The sequence below is a fragment of the Photorhabdus aballayi genome (assembly GCF_026153155.1).
GTDB lineage: Bacteria > Pseudomonadota > Gammaproteobacteria > Enterobacterales > Enterobacteriaceae > Photorhabdus > Photorhabdus luminescens.
Genome location: NZ_JAPFCD010000052.1, coordinates 1 through 15,840, shown reverse-complemented (window position 1 = coordinate 15,840; position 15,840 = coordinate 1). Strand labels below are relative to the sequence as shown.

Below are 15,840 nucleotides of genomic sequence, written 5' to 3'. Positions count from 1 at the left end.
TTGTTTTTCTAATCTCTTGATTAAGATGTTTTATATCTGCTGGAGATGAAACAAAAAATGCTTTACGATAAAAAATGACTTGATTTTATATAAAACTGTTTAGAAAATCCCCTTGTCCAGAAAATATCCCACCTGATAAATCCATTTATCTATTGCGGTGGGTGTTGTCGGTTTTCTCTTATTTTCCGCTTGGTTAGTGCCTGCTTTGAAATATCTGAATCCGGTTTTTGTTTCTGAAATGCGTTGTGGCATGAACATCATGCCATTCATTCTATTTTGTTGTTGAGGAGTCACTTATGACACATAGTTTTCAAAACGAGATCCCTAAATCGCGTATTAATATCAAATTAGATTTGCATACAGGAGGTGCGCAGAAAAAAGTTGAGCTGCCGCTGAAATTATTGGTAATGGGAGATTACAGCAACGGGCAGGAACAGCGCCCTCTCGCGGAAAGAAAAAAGGTGGCTATCAACAAAAATAACTTTGATAGCGTACTGGCTGAATTTAGCCCCACGGTTAATTTGACGGTCGAAAATACCTTGGCTGGAGATGGCTGCGAGGAGAATATCGCCCTTACTTTTCGGCAAATAAAAGACTTCGAGCCTGAACAAGTTGCTCGCCAAATCCCGCAACTCCGGGCCTTGCTTTCTATGCGTAATCTATTGCGCGATCTGAGATCCAACCTGCTCGACAACGCCACCTTTCGCCGGGAGTTGGAACATATCCTCCAGGATGAAACGTTAAGCAATGAACTACGAGCTGAACTGGCCGCACTGGCGCCAAAAACTATTTGATTATTAAAGTATTTAAATCAGGAGATAGGATTAATGACTGTACAAGAACAAACCTCTGCGGCTACGGTAACCACGACTCACGCCGAAAGCAGTATCTATCAATCATTATTTAAAAAAATCAATTTACAGCCGGTGGAGCAATTAAGCGATATTGAACGCTTTCAGAACAGTGACGCGCTGGCTGATGTGACGGCGGACGAGCGAGTCACGGCGGCTGTCAGCGTTTTTCTCTCTGTGCTAAAAACCTCGGCGCAAAGGGTTAAACGGCTGGATAAAGCATTATTGGATAACCATATCCGCGAGCTGGACGAACAAATCAGCCGTCAATTGGATGTGGTCATGCACCATCCTGAGTTTCAACAAGTAGAATCTGCCTGGCGTGGCCTGAAATTCTTGGTTGATCGCACTGATTTTCGTCAAAACGTTAGAATTGAAGTGCTGGACGTCGCCAAAGACGATTTGCGGCAAGATTTTGACGATGCGCCGGAAGTTGTTCAGAGCGGTTTTTATCACCACACTTACATTCAGGAATACGATACGCCGGGCGGTGAGCCTATCGGATCGGTGATTGCCAATTATGAATTTGATGCCGGCACGCAGGATATTGCACTGTTGCGTAATATCGCCAAAGTCTCTGCGGCGGCGCATATGCCATTCATCGCCGCTGTTGGTCCGGCTTTTTTTGGCAAACAAACGATGGATGAAGTGGCCGCGATTAAAGATATCGGTAACTACTTTGACCGCGCCGAATACATCAAGTGGCAAGCATTCCGCGACAGTGACGATGCTCGCTATATCGGCTTAACTTTACCCCGCGTGCTAGGGCGCTTGCCCTATGGTCCAGACACCGTACCGGTGCGGACTTTTAACTATGTTGAAGAGGTCACTGGTCCGGATCACGATAAATATTTATGGGCCAACGCCGCCTTTGCTTTTGGTGCAAACATGATCAAAAGCTTTATCAGTAATGGCTGGTGTGTCCAGATCCGTGGTCCAAAAGCGGGGGGAGCGGTGACTGATTTACCGATCCATCTCTACGATTTGGGAACCGGTAATCAGGTCAAAATTCCGTCAGAAGTGATGATTCCAGAAACCCGCGAATTTGAGTTTGCGAACCTGGGCTTTATTCCATTCTCTTACTACAAAAATCGGGATTATGCCTGCTTCTTTTCTGCTAACTCGGCGCAAAAACCGGCGTTGTATGACACCGATGAAGCGACGGCTAACAGCCGTATCAATGCGCGTTTGCCCTATATCTTCCTACTGTCACGTATTTCCCATTATTTGAAACTGATCCAGCGGGAAAACATCGGCACCACGAAAGATCGACGTCTGCTTGAAATTGAACTGAACAACTGGATCAACACCTTGGTAACCGAGATGACCGATCCTTCCGATGATTTGCAGGCTTCTCACCCGCTGCGTGAAGCGCACATCACTGTTGAAGATATTGAAGACAACCCCGGTTTCTTCCGGGTCAAGTTGTATGCAGTGCCGCATTTTCAGGTAGAGGGACTCGACGTCAACCTCTCTCTGGTTTCTCAAATGCCGAAAGCTAAAGGTTAACAATAGGGGAACATCATGAAAATTGAGCGCCCGCTATGGGTGACAGGAACCATCTTGTCTCCCCAGCAGTTTCAACAGCAGGCTCGTTGGGAGGCATATGCCAATGAGTCGATTGCCCGTTTGGGACTGGCGCACCCTTGGGGCGTGCTGACCGCGGTGTTTGATCAAGACACTTTAGCGTTAGGACAGTTGAAAGCGGATCGCCTGTGTGTGCGTTTTGCTGATGGATCGCTGATTGACACCGATCAGGCGGATCGCTTACCGCCGGTGCTGGAATTGGCAGCCGTTTTGCCGACAGACGCGCAACAGGTCACGGTCTTACTGGCATTGCCGCACACTTACGCCAATGGCGATAACTGCCTTAAACCAGATGAACGCGCCGATCGCCCGGTGCGTTACCAGCAGGAGTGGGTGCCGGTACAGGATGAATTCAGTGATCGCAGTGAATCGATGGCGGTTGCCCGTTATGCGATATCGCTGCGTTTTGACAGCATGGAAAACGGTCAATATCTCACCTGCCCGGTGGCTCGTCTGTTGCGTGATGCTCAGGGAAAATGGATTTTTGATGAGCAATTTGTGCCGCCATTACTGCGTCTTAGCGCGCATGCCGGTTCAATAGCTCGGCTCGATCGGTTATTGACACAGCTACGTGCAAAACAGGCTCGATTGATGGCAATGCGCCGAGAGAGTAATGAGCGGATGGCGGATTTTGCGGTGGCGGATGTGTCGTTGTTCTGGCTGCTTAACGCGCTTAACAGTTATGAACCGATATTGAGTGATTTTAAGGCTCACCCAGAAGTGCATCCAGAGCTGTTCTACCGTGAAGCGGTAAGGCTGGCAGGCAGTCTGTTGACTTTTTCACTGGACCATAACGCTGGCGTGATCCCGCGTTATCAGCACGATAATTTGACGGCGGTATTCCCGCCGCTATTTGACTTGCTGAGTCAGTTGCTGGAGATCAGCTTGCCGTCGCGGATGGTGACGATTGAGTTGAAGAAACCATCGGAACAGCAGTGGATAGCTACCCTCCATGATGCCCGCTTATGTGAAGCGGCGGATTTTTATCTTTCTGTCCGCTCTTCCATACCGGCGCACCAGTTGTACACCCGGTTCCCGTTGTTATGTAAAGCCGGTGCGCCGGACGAGGTTGACCGGATGATTAGCCGAGCATTAACCGGAATCCCCTTAGTCGCGCTTAGCCATGTCCCGGCCGCGGTCCCGTTGCGGCTGGAGAACCAGTACTTTGCCCTTGATCTCGCCCACCCAGCGGGCAAAGCCATGCTGGCGGCGGGGAGCTGTGCTTTCTACGTGCCCGGAGTATTGGGCGAAATTCAGCTTGAACTGTTTGCGGTATTGAGGACATGAATAAATCACCTTTGTTAACTGAAAAATCGCCACCGGATATTGATGCCCTGTTACAGAACAGCTACCTGTTGGTGGTAGAGCTATGTCAGGGCGTATCGGTGGAACAGGCGGATGTGGTGTGGCAGCACTGCACCCGCGAGATAGAACAGGCCCGGCAAGCGCTGCGTGATGCGGATGTTAGTGAATCCGCGATTAATCATATCAGCTACGCCCATTGCGCCTTGTTGGATGAAACCGTACTGGAGCGGGCGCCGGAGAAGGGATATTCCGCTTGGCGGGCAACATCATTGCAGGAGCATTTCTTCGATACCGCCGAGGCCGGTCACCAGTTGTATGAACGGATGCGTACTGTACTGGATGAACCGGCCCCTGATCGGGCAGTACTGACCTGTTTTCACCGCGTGTTGTTGTTGGGATTTCAGGGAAAGTGTCAGGAAGATACCGCATTGATACGTGAACAACTGGTAACTCGTTTACGTCAACAGGTCGTACCTTTCGGCACGGCTCAACAATCACCGGCGTTAACCAATGTGTCACCGGACCGTCTCAGGCTAGGCGCCATAGTCGGCCGACTAGCCGCGGCGATCTCCGGCATGGTCATCGTGTTGCTCGGTGTCTGGTGGGGGTTAGGTCACTATCTGGCAACGCTATTTCCGGGGTTGGCGAGATGAATGTCATGTTGCGACGGGTGTTATGGGGATGGGGAGCCGGGCTGGCGCTGCTGCTTTGTCTGGTCTGGTTGCCCTTATCGCCTGTGGGCCGGTGGGTGGGGGCAGTCATTATCCTGCTCTGCACGCTGGTGGGGCTGTTTTATCGCGGGCGTTCTCGACAGCGGGAGTGCCTTAATAACCTGTCAGCGGTGCTGCCGCTTGAAAGTGATCGCCTGCCGGTCGTGTTGGTATATAGCGACATTCAGGACAGCCTGTTTGGCGATGAACTGTTGCGTCAGACGCCGCAAGGCTACTGGTTGTGCTTACCGTCAGGGACTTCTCTGTCTGACGGGGTAGCGAGCTTACTGGCTGCCCGGCCTTCTTGGGGCGGCCAGTTAAGCGTGATGGCGGTGATCAACCCGCAGCAATACCGTGACGCCGCCGTGTTGGCAGGTTGGGTGCGAGAACTACGCTGGCAGCTATCCCAAGTGCGTCAACAACACGCTGTCTCGCTGCCTTTACTGTTAGCGGGCTACTTAGCCGGGCCATCCCGACAACCTGATGATTCACCGTGGTTTGAGTGGCAATCAGGACGAACCACGGTGACGGCTTGGCGTGCAGGCGCCTCTTTTCAACCACTCGCGGATTGGTTGGAACAGGGCGCGCTGGCAGAACAGATGGCACGTTTTCAGCGTGGGGTTGAGTTGACTAGTTGGGCTGATTGGATGAAAGCGCATGTATTGCCGGTCTGCCTGACCCCGGAAGATGGCTTATCTCCTTGTCCGCCGTTGGCGATGGTATTGAAGTTTGTACCGGCATTACCGCATTGGTCACCCGACCATGTCTGGCAACAGTGGTTACAAGCTAAAACGGCGCTGAACAGGGCGGGCGATCCGATAGGCACATCGGCTACCGGTGATGCTGCCGTGACATTGCCATTTCCGGACAGTGTATTGCGCCTGCTGCCCGCAGGTGCGGTACAAACACCGGTTCAACGGGCCGTGGGGATAGCTCTGGGGCTGTTTCTGCTGGCGGGCATAACAGCGCTAGGTTGCTCGGCTTGGCATAACCGACAGTTATTGCGTCAGGTGGAGAGCGATCTGTTGCATTACCAGTCCATTGCCGTGACGGATGACAGCCGCAAGGCACAGGCGGAGGCAGTACTGAGAAGCGACGCTGATCGGCTTGAGCAGTATTACCGGGACGGCGAGCCGTGGCGTCTGGGATTGGGGCTATATCAAGGAGCACGATTACGTCCGCCATTGCACGCGGCCCTTGCCGATCACCATGCTAAACAGAGGGAGAAAACGCCGGTAACGCCAGTGGAACCACAGACGATCAGCCTTAACAGTCTGGCGCTGTTTGATGTGGGGCAGGCGAAACTGAAAGCGGATTCAACCAAAGTATTAGTCAACGCGCTAATGAACGTCCGCGCCAAACCGGGCTGGATGATCCTCATCACCGGCCACACAGATTCCACCGGCGATGCCACGAAAAATCAGGCGCTGTCACTGGCACGCGCCGAAGCAGTCCGCGATTGGATATTACAAACCAGCGACATACCGCTGGCTTGCTTCACTGTACAAGGCAAGGGAGCAACGAGTCCGATCGCGACTAACACAACCGCCGCGGGGCGAGCAGCCAATCGCAGGGTTGAAATTCGTCTGATACCGCGTGCAGCCGCCTGTGCGCGACCGCAGAAGGTACCGGACACCTTATCAACAACGTCGCCGTTACAGGCGACATCACTCAAGTAACAACTAGGAGTAATCATTATGGCGATTCCCGCTTATTTATGGCTGAAAGATGACGGCGGCGCTGACATCAAGGGTTCTGTCGATGTGCAGGGCCGGAAAGGGAGTATCGAAATTGTGGCGTTGGAACATATGTTGCATATCCCGACGGACAACAATACCGGCAAACTGACGGGGACCCGTGTACATGCTCCGCTGGTATTCACCAAAGAGGTGGATGCATCAAGTCCCTATCTATACAAAGCGGTCACCACCGGCCAGACACTGAAATCCGCTGAAATCAAATGGTACAGCATTGATGACGCAGGTCAGGAGAAAGAATACTTCATCACCCAACTGGACAACGTGAAAGTGGTGAGAGTGGCGCCGCTGATGTATGACATCAAAGACCCTGCCAAAGAGAAGCACAACCATCTGGAACACATTGAGTTGCGCTACGAAAAAATCACCTGGACCTACAAAGACGGCAACATCATTCACGCTGATGCGTGGAATGAGCGCACGACGGCGTAACGAGTGTGGCAGACGGTTTAATCCGTCTGCTGCTTTTTCATTTTTTGCGTGATAGCGGGGGCGGGAGGCCCCGCTGTAAAAAAATACGAATCTAGATAAATCATAACCTTATGGGCCTCGGTATACGGCTATGGGCGGTAGCGTACCCGCACGACTGAGGAATAATCGGAAAAAAATATGACGAATCCAACACCGATGATCATCTTTGATCACAGCCGCTACAGACTAAAAGTGTGGGGCAATAAAGCGCCGCTGGATGTGCTGACCTTTACCGGGCAGGAAGCCTTAAGCCAGCCGTTTCGCTATGCCATTGAATTCACCAGTGCGGAGAAAGGGATTGAACCGGCCCAGATGCTGATGCAGAACGCTTCATTTACCCTGACGTCGCCTGAAATCAATCCGGGAATACGGTGGATGCCGATTGTACCTTCGGCGCCGCTGCGCTCAGTTTACGGGGTGATCAGCGGCTTCAAACTGCTTTCCACCTCGCGGGACGAAAGCCGTTATGAAGTGACGCTGGAGCCACGGCTGTCGCTGCTGGCGAGAAGCCATCAATACGCTATTTATCAAAAACTGTCGGTGCCGGAGATTGTGGAGAAAATCTTGCGGGAACGGCATGGTTTTCGCGGGCAGGACTTCCTGTTCAGTCTGGCCTACAACTACCCGAGGCGGGAACAGGTGATGCAGTATGGCGAAGATGACCTGCGCTTTATACAACGCCTGCTGGCGGAAGTAGGCATTTGGTACAAAGTCACCGCGGATGACCGGTTAAAGATCGACGTGGTGGAGTTTTACGACGACCAGCGTGACTACCAGTTCAACGTCTACTTGCCTGCTCGCAATCCGTCAGGTATGCACGGCGAGGAGGACGCCGTAGTTTGGGGCATGGAGACCGCGTATCAGGTGGTGGAAGGAAAAATTACCACCCGGAATTACGACTACCATGATGCCCGGCCGTATCCCGGCCTGAACACTGGGGCGGATGTGGCGCGGGACGACCGAACGACTTATGGCGAAGCGTACCATTACCGCGATGACTACCGGATACCCGGCGACCGCTACGCCTATCAACCGGAGACGGAAAGCGGGGTGTTTTATGCCCGGCTGCATCACGAGCGCTACCTGAATCAACGCATTCGTTTACGGGGGATGACCACCTCCGCCACGCTGGCGCCGGGGCAGGAGTTGAAAGTGAAGGGGGACGCCCCGGAAGCGTTTCGCAAAGGGGCGATAATCACCCAGATCACCAACAGCGCCCGCCGGGACAGCAGTTTTGAGATGGCGTTCACTGCCATTCCCTATTCCGAAACCGTGTGCTTTCGCCCGGAACGGGTACCGAAACCGGTGATGGCCGGCACGATACCCGCGCGTGTGAGCAGCACGAAAGTGAATGATACCTACGGCGATATCGACGAAAACGGCTTGTATCGGGTGTCATTTGACTTTGATCGGGAGAAATGGCCGCAAGGGGGCGAAAGCCTGTGGGTGCGTTTGGCCCGCCCGTATGCGGGGGAAAAATATGGCTTTCACTGGCCGTTGCTGGAAGGCACCGAAGTGGCGATTGCCTTTGAAGGGGGCGACCCGGACCGGCCTTATATCGCCCATGCCTTGCACGATTCAATGCACCCGGATCACGTCAATCTTTACAACTACAAACGCAACGTTTTGCGCACCCCGGCGAATAACAAACTGCGGATGGATGACGAACGTGGCCGGGAACATATCAAACTGAGTACCGAATACGGCGGTAAAAGCCAGTTAAATCTCGGTCATCTGGTCGATAGCCAGCGCCCACACCCGGATAAACGGGGGGAAGGTTTTGAGTTGCGAACCGACGACTGGGGCGCGATTCGGGCCGGCAAAGGGTTGTTTATCAGCGCGGATAAACAGGCCCGTGCGGGCGGCGAGGTGTTAGAGATGGCGCCGGCAATCAGTCTGGTCAAAGGCGCGGTGAATCAGGTGATGGAGTGGGGAACGATAACCAAAACTCACGTGAATCATCAGCCGGATACTGAAAGCCTGAAAACCTATTTGCAGGGTGTGGATCAACTGAAAATGGCGGCCATGCTGCTCAGTGCGCCGGAAGGAGTAGGGATTGTCAGCCCGCAAACCGTGATGGTGCAAAGTGGTCAGGCGCTCTATGCCCAAAGTGCGGGTGACGTGCATATCGCCAGTGCAAACCGGATTGGGATGAATTCGACACAAGCTATCTCCCTGTTAGCACAAAACGAAGGAATGCGTCTGGTATCGGGAAAAGGGCCGCTCACCATTGAATCGCATGGCGATAGTTTAGGTATCACCTCATTAAATGATGTCACCGTCAATTCAACGCAGGGTCATGTCCAGATTACGGCGAAAAATGGCCTGACATTGGCGTGTGGCGGCGCGTATATCCGTCTTTCTCCGGCAGGAGAAATTGAAGTTCACGGGCCGGGCCTGTTAAGTCTGAAAGGGCAGCACAAAATGGCGTCACCGGCGAAACAGGACTTTCCTTTGCCTGACCTGCCTGAATCTGTGTGTAAAACGTGTTTGGAAAAAGCGCAGGAATTGTCGCAAGGATTTTTTTTGAGGAGTTAACCAATGAATCACCATCAAATAGCTGACTGGATTGCATCACTGGCATCGTCTGTAACGGAAACCGGAATAAGTTGTATCAATATGATTGTGGATCAATCAGGGGGTAAGTTCCCCCTGATCCCGGCATTAAAAAGTTTTTCATCTGAGATGGATTGGTGCTCGCTATTTCAGGGATTGCCAGAGGAGATTGTGACAGATAAGGCCCCGATCTTAATTCGGATTGATTTAACACAGCCTGTTCAACGGCAATGGATGAATGAAATCATGATGCGCTTAGGTGGAAAGCCTATGTTGCTGGTTTTATGTTCTTCATGGCCGTTTGATCGTTTGTCCCAGTATTTAATTCAGTGCGTGGATGCAGCTTACGCCGGAAAAGGGGGGATCTTACGTTTTTATGATCCGCGTATTTTTCCTGTGCTGTTTTCCCATGTATTGGACAAGGAACAGCAACAGCAATTTCTCAGGCCCGCGTTGTTCTGGAGCTGGCTTGATCGTGATGGGGCTCCGCATGTTATCTGGCGTGAAGACCATGCAGGGCCGGTTAATGAAACCTTTCAAAAAATCGATCTTACAGATGAGCAGCTAGAACATCTCTTGTGCGTTTCTGATGCTCACATACTGATGTTGCGACTGAGTAGTCAGGTTGAATATTCAGAATTTTCCCGCGAACAACTATTCAACAGTTGTTATGCCCTGATGGTAGAGGCATCTGATAAAGATATTTTACTGGATCACGACAGAGAGTCATTCGTACTTAAACATCTCAAATCCAAATTATCGCCAATTGTGAAGGAGTAGAAGGAGATGAAAAAACAACCATTGAGGCTGGCAGTTTTATGCCTGCTACTGGTCGCCTGTAGCCAGTTTCCGGCACAGGCAGGCGTCATTATCGCCATTAACCATACCAAATGGGCGATAAACCGGTTCAGTGTGGATGATCAACCGGGTATCGACAGTATCGGCCCGTATCAGGGCGGTGGTGGCGGTTGCTGCTATCGTGCTCCAGATAAGTGGCGACCGGGGATGACGGTTAAGGTGGATTGGGAGACCGGTGTCGCTTTTTCCGATGATTTTCCCGGCTATGAAAATAGGGAGAAATACCTGGCATGGGATAGAAAAATCAGAGCCCAGAAACGCCAGCATAGCCAGGTAGTGCCAGTTCCTTATTATCAGAATGGCGGTGATACCTGCGGTATTACGGTGCACTTTCTGCCCTGTGATCAGATAAAAGTTACGACCTCGTGTTATGCCTACGGTAGTCCGAACTACCCGATTAAAGAACCGTTGAAAATGAAGGAGCCAAAAGTATGTCCGAAGTAATGCATACCGGCACCTCAGGTCCAGATTATCACTAATGTGAAGGAATAGAAGATGAAAAAACAACAATTGAGGCTGGCGGTTTTATGCCTGCTACTGGTCGCCTGTAGCCAGTTTCCGGTACAGGCAGGAACCATTGAAGCAATTAACCATACCAAATGGGCGATAAACCGGTTCAGTGTGGATGATCAACCGGGTATCGACAGTATCGGCCCGTATCAGGGCGGTGGTGGTGGTTGCTGCTATCGTGCTCCAGATAAGTGGCGACCGGGGATGACGGTTAAGGTGGATTGGGAGACTGGTGTCGCTTTTTCCGATGATTTTCCCGGCTATGAAAATAGGGAGAAATACCTGGCATGGGATAGAAAAATCAGAGCCCAGAAACGCCAGCATAGCCAGGTAGTGCCAGTACCCGATTATACCGGGCAGCGTACCTGCGGCATTACAGTGCACTTCTTACCCTGTGATCAGGTCAAAGTGACCACTTCGTGTAACACCTACGGTAGTCCGAACTACCCGATTAAAGAACCGTTGAAAATGAAGGAGCCAAAAGTATGTCCGAAGTAATGCATACCGGCACCTCAGGTCCAGATTGTCACTAATGTGAAGGAATAGAAGATGAAAAAACAACAACTGAGGCTGGCAGTTTTATGCTTGCTACTGGTGGCCTGTAGCCAGTTTCCGGCACAGGCGGGGGTAATTATCGCCATTAACCATACCAAATGGGCGATAAACCGGTTCAGTGTGGATGATCAACCGGGTATTGATATTATCGGCCCGTATCAGGGTGGTGGTGGCGGTTGCTGCTATCGAGTTCCAGATAAGTGGCGACCGGGGATGACGGTTAAGGTGGATTGGGAGACTGGTGCAGGAGATATGGATGGTTTTCCTGGATTTGCGGATAGAGAAAAATTTATGGCATGGAAGAAAAAAATGGATGCTTATACGCGCCAGCATAGCCAGGTAGTGCCAGTTCCCTATTATCAGAATGGCGGTGATACCTGCGGTATTACGGTGCACTTCCTACCCTGTGATCAGGTCAAAGTTACTACCTCGTGTTACGCCTATGGTAGCCCGAACTACCCGATTAAAGAACCGTTGAAAATGAAGGAGCCGAAAGTATGTCCGAAGTAATGCATACAGGCACTTCAAATCCAGATTGTCACTAATGTGAAGGAGTTGAAGATGAAAAAACAACAATTGAGGCTGGCGGTTTTATGCCTGCTACTGGTCGCCTGTAGCCAGTTTCCGGCACAGGCGGGGGTAATTATCGCCATTAACCATACCAAATGGGCGATAAACCGGTTCAGTGTGGATGATCAACCGGGTATCGACAGTATCGGCCCGTATCAGGGCGGTGGTGGTGGTTGCTGCTATCGTGCTCCAGATAAGTGGCGACCGGGGATGACGGTTAAGGTGGATTGGGAGACCGGTGTCGCTTTTTCCAATGATTTTCCCGGGTATGAAAATGATGAGAAGTATTTGGCGTGGAGAGACAAGATTAATGCACAGAAACGCCAGCATAGCCAGGTAGTCCCAGTTCCTTATTATCAGAATGGTGGTGATACCTGTGGTATTACGGTGCACTTCTTACCCTGTGATCAGATAAAAGTTACGACCTCGTGTTACGCCTACGGTAGCCCGAACTACCCGATTAAAGAACCGTTGAAAATGAAGGAGCCAAAAGTATGTCCGAAATAAAGCATCATGATCTTGTCTGGCTGCCAGCCCCTTTTCCAGCTCAGGGGCGGTTACCTGCCAAGAATTATCTGGTCAGGGAAAACTGTGATCAACAGAGCAGTCAGGAAAAAGCTTACTATCAGGAACTTTGTCTGGCCGCCAATCGCCGGGTGATCCGTCCCTGTTGTAATACGTTGCATGTCAGCCTGTTTTTTGATGGAACCGGCAACAATTTATATAACGACCTTTATCAGGCCGTTCCTAACCATCCGACTAATATTGTCCGCCTTTTTCAAGCGACGATTGGGGCGGGTTATGCCGGTGGGGCATCAGGTAAGCCGTTACTGGATAATGTTGAGAGCACCGGTGGCAAGTACTTTAAGTATTATATTCCCGGCGTGGGAACTCCTTTCCCAGAAATTAATGAGCTGGATTACAGCAAGTTGGGGCTGGCGACAGCTAGCGGGGGAGAAGACCGAATCAATTGGGCATTGTTGCGGTTGATTGATGTTCTCCGTTTTAACCTGACCCAAAAACAGATGACAAACGAAGAAACCCTAAAATCCCTGAAAGCGATGGCAACCACATGGAATATGCTGGAATTGGGAGGCAGCAATAACCGCTATGAGGAGTTTTATAAGCAGTTTGCGAGCTTAAAACATGAACTCAGGATAGCCCGCAGTCAGCCGGGGCGGGGTAAGTGTAAGTTGTTGGGCATGAAATTGTATGTGTATGGTTTTTCCCGTGGGGCTGCGGAGGCACGGACTTTTGTTAACTGGCTGACCGAACTGTTTCCGCCGTCGAGAGAAGCAGGCCAGAAACCGGCCCAGTGTCTGCAACATAAACACGATACAGACCCGGATAGCAATTTACCCATCAGCGTAGAATTTCTCGGATTGTTTGACACGGTGGCGTCGGTCGGGGTGCCTCATATGATCCCCGTTGTTGAAGGTCATATGGCCTGGGCAGACGGCACTCAGGAGCTGCCATCGGAGGCGACTTACGGTGGTCTGGTGAAACGTTGTGTGCACTTGGTCTCGACCCATGAGCAGCGGTTGTGTTTCCCGATGGATTCCATTCGCCGGTCGGACGGCACCTATCCAACAGGTAGCACGGAAGTGATTTATCCCGGCGTGCACTCTGATTTGGGCGGTGGTTATCCGCCGGGAGAGCAGGGTAAGGCAATAGATAAAACAGATAGATTGCTATTGTCTCAGATTTCACTGCATGAAATGTATGCAGCAGCCTTTCAGGTTGGGGCACCTTTTAAGGTTCCGCAGGAGGTATTACCCGATGATTTACAAGATCAAATGTGGCGGGCGATGCACGTTGATGTTCAGCAAGAATTTGAAATTTCTTCACGATTAGTCAACCGCTTCAACGCCTGGCGCCAGGTCACTTTGGGTTTGGAGATGCCCAAACAGCCTTTGTCTGATGAAGAAGCGGCCCGCTTTGAACCGGTGCGGGCCTCTGTAGCGTTGGAACAGGCGATGGAAAACCAGATGAACTGGCTGACGGCCTGGCGTATCAATCGCTACGCCAACGGCACGCTGCTCGGTGCGCCATTTTTTCATGACGCTCCTAATCGTGATGCGAAAAAGGCGCATTATGAACAGAGCGAACAGGCACACAAGGCAGCACAACAGCAGGTAGAGGCTAAACGGAAAGCGCAGTGGAATGAATTTTTTCGCGATGGAGGAAAAACGCCGCCGTTGTTAATGCAGGGCGTGCCGGATTTTGATCCGGAAACCGCCCAGAACCAGTTGCGGGAAGCGGCAGCGGAATTTAATAGTGACTACCACGGCGACCGGCGGGAACAACACAATGGGTGGCAGTTTGCCGTCGATACCGTGCCACGTTACGCAATTTACATGTTGGATGATCATAATGACCTTCTGGAGTATCTGCAAATGAAAGGGGCGGGAGAGAGGTTGGTCAAACAGCTTTTTCGGCCTGTTCCGACGGCAAAACCCGGACAACAGGAATCACCCGAGTCATTGTTGGTCGCCTTGTATGACAATCAGGTTCACGATTCCCGTGCCTGGTTTATGTACTCGACGCTCGGTTCACGTGAACCGTTGGGGGGCTATTTCCGCTACCGAGTCATTTACTTCGGTACAATTTGTAGCAGACCGCTGTCACTCCTGTCGGTGGCTGGCACTGTGGTAGGGTTCGTATCGCCAACGGAAGGCGGTGTACTGTTTTTCTTTAAACAGAAAAAAGTCGCCAACACGGTGGTGGAGGCTGTCGATAAAGTGTCCAAGAGCATTGCTGCTGAGCGGGAAGTGACCGCGCAATATTTAACTTCCGGCGAGCTGATCACCCTGTTAGCAGGACCGGAGTATAGAAAAGCGTTCACCCATAATGTGGGCGAAGTGACTCATCAGCAGAGAGAATTCCTCAAACAGCGGCGGTTGCAAATGACCCAAGATAATCTTAAAGCGCGTTGGGCGGGAAAGACGCTGGAACCGACCCCGTTAGAGGAGCCTGAGAAATGAAAAACGTGATCCGTCAGGGTGACAGCCTGCGCGAATATGGCGGCACGGTATTGTCGGGTCGCTATCTTTGTTTCGGCCAACCCATCGCTTGCAAGGGCGATCCTGTTCAGTGTAACCGTCATGGCATGACCGCCATTGCTCAAGGGAGTTCGGCCTGCCTGATAGACGGTCAGCCAGTGGCGTTGCACGGTCATCGTTGTGAATGTGGTTGTACGTTAGTCAGCTCTTTTCCCGATTATCAGGTGGTGTCATGAAAGCCATTCCACTTTTTCCGCCTTATTGTCAGGCTTCGCCTCCCTGCTTTAAACGTTGGTTGGGCGTTGGCGCCGGATTGGTCTTATTGACCAGTAACATTGTTGCGCTGATAAGGCCAGAAGTCGGTGACACTTCATCTTTGTACGCTTTGATCCCCGGGTTGGCGGCGTTATGGCTGTTATGTCTGTTATTCCGCGTGCTGTTTTACCGTTTTGCCCGGCATAACGCCTGGACTTATCAGCAACAGGTTGAGCGGGTTCAGCAACAATGGTGGCGCAAACATCGTCAGCAGATTGCGTTGGTGGACTATGTCTTAGTTGGGCCGCTAGGAAGCACGCCCGATGTATGGAATAAAGTGGTCAATCAGCCTCATTGCCATGCGGAACCTATCGAGGAGGAAAGTGGTCAGTCAGTGCGTCTGTTACATTCTTTTGCCGCTGGTATTGAACAGCGGGAAATACAACTGGCGGGCATGGCAGTGGAACAGTGGCATAAACAGGGGAAGGCTCAGCCGCCGTTGTGTTGTACGCCATTACGCTGTTATTGGTTAGGCTCTGCTACCGCTTGGCAAGGATTTAGCGTTCATATGGCTGAGCGATTTCCTGATGTGGAGTTGCCTGAACAGCCGCAACCCTGGCTCGGTCTTGATACTCTGGATGAAATGGTTGATCTGCTCAACACGACAAAGGACAAACAGGCGACTATTTTGTGCGCAGGTTGTCAGTGCGTAGACAGCGAGGCTGAATCAGACTTACCCGCCGGTGAAGCGGCATTTATCTGGTTACTGAAAAAACAGGGCAACGTCTGTTTTACCCGTGGTGAATTTTTTTGTTCTCAAAGTGATGAAGAGGTTGTTGACGTCGCTGCCAGA

Annotated in this window: 16 protein-coding genes; 15 read left to right on the top strand and 1 reads right to left on the bottom strand. The window is 51.5% G+C overall.

Translation table 11 applies throughout. The features are described 5' to 3' along the window. Positions 1 to 99: 99 nt before the first annotated feature. Positions 100 to 252, bottom strand: coding sequence for a hypothetical protein (locus OO184_RS19820; protein WP_265380671.1), 153 nt, complete (start codon positions 250 to 252; stop codon positions 100 to 102). Between the two features lie 44 nt (positions 253 to 296). Between OO184_RS19820 and tssB the strand changes: the two genes are divergently transcribed. From tssB to OO184_RS19745, 15 genes are all read left to right on the top strand, one after another. Further along, positions 297 to 794: a type VI secretion system contractile sheath small subunit gene (tssB, locus tag OO184_RS19815; protein WP_265380670.1), complete on the top strand. Its 498-nt coding sequence runs from the start codon at positions 297 to 299 to the stop codon at positions 792 to 794. Positions 795 to 827: 33 nt separating this feature from the next. Continuing rightward, on the top strand, positions 828 to 2,360 hold the full coding sequence (tssC, locus tag OO184_RS19810; protein ID WP_265380669.1) for a type VI secretion system contractile sheath large subunit: 1,533 nt from the start codon (positions 828 to 830) through the stop codon (positions 2,358 to 2,360). 15 nt (positions 2,361 to 2,375) lie between these two features. Next, positions 2,376 to 3,725, top strand: a complete 1,350-nt coding sequence (gene tssK / locus OO184_RS19805; protein ID WP_265380668.1) for a type VI secretion system baseplate subunit TssK — start codon at positions 2,376 to 2,378, stop codon at positions 3,723 to 3,725. Further along, entirely contained in the window at positions 3,722 to 4,396 is a 675-nt protein-coding gene (gene tssL / locus OO184_RS19800) for a type VI secretion system protein TssL, short form (protein ID WP_265380667.1), read from the top strand. The genes tssK and tssL overlap by 4 nt, the downstream gene beginning before the upstream one ends. After that, on the top strand, positions 4,393 to 6,132 hold the full coding sequence (locus OO184_RS19795) for an OmpA family protein (RefSeq protein WP_265380666.1): 1,740 nt from the start codon (positions 4,393 to 4,395) through the stop codon (positions 6,130 to 6,132). The genes tssL and OO184_RS19795 overlap by 4 nt, the downstream gene beginning before the upstream one ends. A gap of 18 nt (positions 6,133 to 6,150) precedes the next feature. After that, positions 6,151 to 6,642: an Hcp family type VI secretion system effector gene (locus OO184_RS19790; protein WP_265380665.1), complete on the top strand. Its 492-nt coding sequence runs from the start codon at positions 6,151 to 6,153 to the stop codon at positions 6,640 to 6,642. Between the two features lie 177 nt (positions 6,643 to 6,819). Further along, a complete protein-coding gene (locus tag OO184_RS19785; protein ID WP_265380664.1) occupies positions 6,820 to 9,219 on the top strand; it encodes a type VI secretion system Vgr family protein in 2,400 nt (799 codons plus the stop codon). 3 nt (positions 9,220 to 9,222) lie between these two features. After that, positions 9,223 to 10,017, top strand: a complete 795-nt coding sequence (gene tla1 / locus OO184_RS19780; protein WP_265380663.1) for a toxin Tle1 chaperone Tla1 — start codon at positions 9,223 to 9,225, stop codon at positions 10,015 to 10,017. A 6-nt stretch (positions 10,018 to 10,023) separates the two neighbouring features. Then, complete coding sequence (tli1a, locus tag OO184_RS19775) at positions 10,024 to 10,539, top strand: Tli1a family immunity protein (protein ID WP_265380662.1); 516 nt, start codon at positions 10,024 to 10,026, stop codon at positions 10,537 to 10,539. A gap of 51 nt (positions 10,540 to 10,590) precedes the next feature. Further along, complete coding sequence (gene tli1a, locus OO184_RS19770; RefSeq protein ID WP_265380661.1) at positions 10,591 to 11,103, top strand: Tli1a family immunity protein; 513 nt, start codon at positions 10,591 to 10,593, stop codon at positions 11,101 to 11,103. Positions 11,104 to 11,154: 51 nt separating this feature from the next. Then, positions 11,155 to 11,670: a Tli1a family immunity protein gene (gene tli1a, locus OO184_RS19765; RefSeq protein ID WP_265380660.1), complete on the top strand. Its 516-nt coding sequence runs from the start codon at positions 11,155 to 11,157 to the stop codon at positions 11,668 to 11,670. Between the two features lie 51 nt (positions 11,671 to 11,721). Continuing rightward, a complete protein-coding gene (gene tli1a, locus OO184_RS19760) occupies positions 11,722 to 12,237 on the top strand; it encodes a Tli1a family immunity protein (protein WP_265380659.1) in 516 nt (171 codons plus the stop codon). After that, a complete protein-coding gene (locus tag OO184_RS19755) occupies positions 12,225 to 14,714 on the top strand; it encodes a Tle1 family T6SS lipase effector (protein ID WP_265380658.1) in 2,490 nt (829 codons plus the stop codon). Before tli1a (OO184_RS19760) ends, OO184_RS19755 begins: the two co-directional genes overlap by 13 nt. Beyond that, positions 14,711 to 14,968, top strand: coding sequence for a PAAR domain-containing protein (locus tag OO184_RS19750; protein WP_265380657.1), 258 nt, complete (start codon positions 14,711 to 14,713; stop codon positions 14,966 to 14,968). Before OO184_RS19755 ends, OO184_RS19750 begins: the two co-directional genes overlap by 4 nt. Then, on the top strand, positions 14,965 to 15,840 hold an 876-nt coding region (locus OO184_RS19745; protein WP_265380656.1), incomplete at its 3' end, for a KPHS_23130 family T6SS system protein. The genes OO184_RS19750 and OO184_RS19745, both read left to right, overlap by 4 nt.

Bases quoted from the DNA above. Each gene is read 5' to 3' on its own strand.
- OO184_RS19820 (WP_265380671.1), bottom strand. From the start codon at position 252: ATGCCACAACGCATTTCAGAAACAAAAACCGGATTCAGATATTTCAAA.
- tssB (WP_265380670.1), top strand. From the start codon at position 297: ATGACACATAGTTTTCAAAACGAGATCCCTAAATCGCGTATTAATATC.
- tssC (WP_265380669.1), top strand. From the start codon at position 828: ATGACTGTACAAGAACAAACCTCTGCGGCTACGGTAACCACGACTCAC.
- tssK (WP_265380668.1), top strand. From the start codon at position 2,376: ATGAAAATTGAGCGCCCGCTATGGGTGACAGGAACCATCTTGTCTCCC.
- tssL (WP_265380667.1), top strand. From the start codon at position 3,722: ATGAATAAATCACCTTTGTTAACTGAAAAATCGCCACCGGATATTGAT.
- OO184_RS19795 (WP_265380666.1), top strand. From the start codon at position 4,393: ATGAATGTCATGTTGCGACGGGTGTTATGGGGATGGGGAGCCGGGCTG.
- OO184_RS19790 (WP_265380665.1), top strand. From the start codon at position 6,151: ATGGCGATTCCCGCTTATTTATGGCTGAAAGATGACGGCGGCGCTGAC.
- OO184_RS19785 (WP_265380664.1), top strand. From the start codon at position 6,820: ATGACGAATCCAACACCGATGATCATCTTTGATCACAGCCGCTACAGA.
- tla1 (WP_265380663.1), top strand. From the start codon at position 9,223: ATGAATCACCATCAAATAGCTGACTGGATTGCATCACTGGCATCGTCT.
- tli1a (WP_265380662.1), top strand. From the start codon at position 10,024: ATGAAAAAACAACCATTGAGGCTGGCAGTTTTATGCCTGCTACTGGTC.
- tli1a (WP_265380661.1), top strand. From the start codon at position 10,591: ATGAAAAAACAACAATTGAGGCTGGCGGTTTTATGCCTGCTACTGGTC.
- tli1a (WP_265380660.1), top strand. From the start codon at position 11,155: ATGAAAAAACAACAACTGAGGCTGGCAGTTTTATGCTTGCTACTGGTG.
- tli1a (WP_265380659.1), top strand. From the start codon at position 11,722: ATGAAAAAACAACAATTGAGGCTGGCGGTTTTATGCCTGCTACTGGTC.
- OO184_RS19755 (WP_265380658.1), top strand. From the start codon at position 12,225: ATGTCCGAAATAAAGCATCATGATCTTGTCTGGCTGCCAGCCCCTTTT.
- OO184_RS19750 (WP_265380657.1), top strand. From the start codon at position 14,711: ATGAAAAACGTGATCCGTCAGGGTGACAGCCTGCGCGAATATGGCGGC.